Below are 3,171 nucleotides of genomic sequence, written 5' to 3'. Positions count from 1 at the left end.
TACGAAAGGTGAGGCGTGACGTCCAGAAGTGGGTCCCCTTTTATCGGAATCGTGGCGCAAGACCTCTAACGGAGGAGATTCGTGTGCTCACGGTGATGACATCACCGAGCCCTCTACCTGGGGTTGTGATCGCAGCTGTCCCCCGACCAGGACCAGGGACGAGGTCCGGTAACCGCGCTATGAGATCGGCCACGTCGCCCAGCGGTACCGAATTCTCGCCGAGCGACCGGGAAAACCGCCGCACGCCGGGCAAACCGGTCAAACGCGGGTGAGCCGTGCCAGCAGGACCGCCGACGGGACCGCGTACGCGCCGCGCCGCCGCACCGACTCGACCACCGCGCGGTCCGATGTGGCCACCACCAGCTGGCGGCCCTGCGGTTCGGCGGCGACCAGATCGCGGATCACGTCGTCGGCCTGCACCCCGGGATCGCTGAACAGCACCCGCACCCCGCGCGGCCCCGCCGCCGGCACCGCGAGCACGTCCGCGCCGTCGAAGACGACCGTGACCTCCGCCCTGGTCCGCGCGGCCAGCGCGGCGAGCTGGTGGGCGAGCCGGTCGCGCTGGTCGGCCAGCGGCAGGTCCGGGTAGCCGGTCTTGGTCACGTTGTAGCCGTCGACGATCAGGTGCACCGCGGGCAGCGCCAGCAACCGGTCCAGCGCGGCGACGTCCTGCACCTGCCCGGTGGTGCCGGAGTGCGACCGCACCCGCTCGATCACGTCCGCCGGACGCGGCCCGCTGCCTGCCGACGCACCCAGCTCCCGGCGCAACCCGCCCAGCGCGCCCTCCAGCGTCTCCAGCAGCAGCGCCAGCCGGACCTCGTCGCCCTGCCGGGCTTCCCGCGCGGACTGCCGCGCGGTCTCCGCGTCGGCCGCCGCGCGCTCCGCGCGCAGCCGCTCCTCCTTGGCCCGGCCGCGCTCCCGATCGCGCTCCGCGGCGATCTCGGCGACCGCGGCGTCGGCGTCCTCGCGCACCCGCGCGAGATCCGCCCGCGCCGCCTCGGCGTCGTCCTTCGCTTCGCGCAGCCGCATCCCCTGCTCCCGCAGGCGCTTGCGCAGCCGGTCGGCCTCAGTGCTGCTCTCGTCCCCGGCCCGCTCAACGGCGGCCCTCGCCTCGGCGAGCTCGGACCGGAGCCGCTCCACCTCGGAGGTCAGCCGCTCCGCGCGGGCAACGGCGGAATCGCGGTCGCCGCGCAGCTGGCCCTGCTCGGTGCGGAAGCCCACGAGCTCCACGTAGTGCGGCGCGATCGCGGCGTCCTGGAGCACCGCGGCGGCGGCGACCACGACCGGATCGGGATCGTTGAGGTCCAGCGCCGCGGGCCGGTTCCCGGTGCACCAGTCGACCACGGCGGTCCGGAAGACCCCGGAGTCGCGCAGCGCGCCCAGCAGCGCGGCCTGCCCCAGCTTCGCGCGCTTGGCCGGGGCGAAGCGGACCACCGGGCGCAGCTGCGCGGGGATGTCGACCGCGCGCATCTCGCCGAGGGCTTCGGCGGCCATTTCGGCCAGCCGCACGCGCAGCGGTCCGGCGAAGGAGTCCCAGTCCAGCGGCACACCGCCGGCCGTCTGCTGTGCACTGTCCACAGCAGACTCCTCGGGCGTGGGGTGCTCCGACCCCGGCATCGGCGGTGCCACCCCCACAGGCTAGTAGGAGCACCCGCGGGCGACCGCATCCGCCGGGCTGTCGGTACCGGCCCGTAGCGTGATCGCGATGTCCCCGCACGCCCAGCTCACCTTCGACGAGATCGTCCCCGACCGCGAGATCCCGCTGCACCAGGTGACCTTCGTGGTGGTCGACCTCGAAACCACCGGTGGCAGCAGCGCGAACGACGCCGTGACCGAGATCGGCGCCGTCAAGGTCCGGGGCGGCGAGGTGGTCGGTGAGTTCGCCACCCTGGTCGACCCCGGCCGCGAGATCCCGCCCGCGGTCGTCTCGATCACCGGGATCACCCAGGCGATGGTGCACGACGCGCCGTCGTTCGAGTCGGTGCTGCCGTCGTTCCTGGAATTCGCCGAGGGCGCGGTGCTGGTCGCGCACAACGCGCCGTTCGACGTCGGTTTCCTGCGGAGCCAGTGCGAACGGCAGGGGCTGCGCTGGCCGAAGCCGGACGTGGTGTGCACGGTCAAGCTCGCCCGCCGGGTGCTGACCCGGGACGAGACGCCGAACTACAAGCTCGGCACGCTCGCGGGCGTCCTGCGGGCGCGCACCTCACCGGTGCACCGCGCCCTCGACGACGCCCGCGCGACCGTCGACGTCCTGCACGCGCTGCTGGAGCGGGTCGGGCCGCTGGGCGTGCGCACGCTGGAGGACCTGCTCGGGCACCTGCCGGACGTCTCGCCGCTGCAACGCCAGAAGCGCGGGCTGGCCGACCAGCTGCCCAACGCCTCCGGCGTCTACCTGTTCCGCGGCCCCAACGACGAGGTCCTCTACGTCGGCACCGCCACCGACCTGCGGCGGCGGGTCCGGCAGTACTTCACCGCGGGCGAGAAGCGCAGCCGGATGAAGGAGATGGTCGGCCTCGCCGACCGCGTCGACCACGTCGTCTGCTCGCACCCGCTGGAGGCGGAGGTGCGGGAGCTGCGGCTGCTGGCCGCGCACGCGCCGCGCTACAACCGGCGTTCGAAGTTCCCCCAGCGGGCTTGGTGGGTCGCGCTGACCGACGAGCCGTTCCCGCGGTTGTCGATCGTGCGCACCCCGAAGCCGTCCGCGCTCGGACCGTTCAGCTCCCGCCGCGCGGCCACCGAGGCCGTCGACGCGTTGCAGGAGGCCACGTCGATCCGGCGCTGCACCGAGCGGATCCCCGCCGAAAACCAGCGCGGGCGCCCCTGCGCGCTGCACGAGCTTGGCCGCTGCGCCGCGCCCTGCGCGGGCCTGCAGAGCGTCGAGGCGTACGCGCCGGAGGTGGTCTCGATCCAGGACGTCGTGACCGGACGCGGCACGGAGGTGCTGGAGCGGCTGCGCGCGGAGCTGGACCGGCTCTCGGCGGCGGAGCGGTTCGAGGACGCGGCGGTGCACCGCGACCGGCTCGCGGCGCTCGTGCGGTCGCTCGACCGCGGCCAGCGGCTGAGCGCGCTGGCCGGGGTGCCGGAGCTCGTGGGCCCGCCGCCGGACGGCCGCGGCGGGCGGATCGGTGGTCGCGGCGGCGGCGCTGTTCGTCGGCGTCGGGGTCGGGACCG

The 3,171-nt window shown here is 74.4% G+C and carries 2 protein-coding genes; one reads left to right on the top strand and one right to left on the bottom strand.

Annotation, left to right across the window (positions count from 1 at the left end):
• Positions 1 to 258 precede the first annotated feature (258 nt).
• The gene (locus tag ABD691_RS19150; protein WP_425565131.1) at positions 259 to 1,548 is read right to left on the bottom strand and encodes an NYN domain-containing protein; all 1,290 of its coding nucleotides are present in this window, start codon (positions 1,546 to 1,548) and stop codon (positions 259 to 261) included.
• Positions 1,549 to 1,705: 157 nt separating this feature from the next.
• On the opposite strand from ABD691_RS19150, the gene ABD691_RS19145 reads away from it, so the two are divergent.
• The coding region (locus tag ABD691_RS19145; protein WP_344681607.1) for a DEDD exonuclease domain-containing protein at positions 1,706 to 3,171 on the top strand (1,466 nt) is incomplete at its 3' end.

Source organism: Saccharopolyspora taberi (assembly GCF_039534165.1).
Classification (GTDB): domain Bacteria; phylum Actinomycetota; class Actinomycetes; order Mycobacteriales; family Pseudonocardiaceae; genus Saccharopolyspora_D; species Saccharopolyspora_D taberi.
This window is presented reverse-complemented; position numbering and strand designations above follow the sequence as displayed.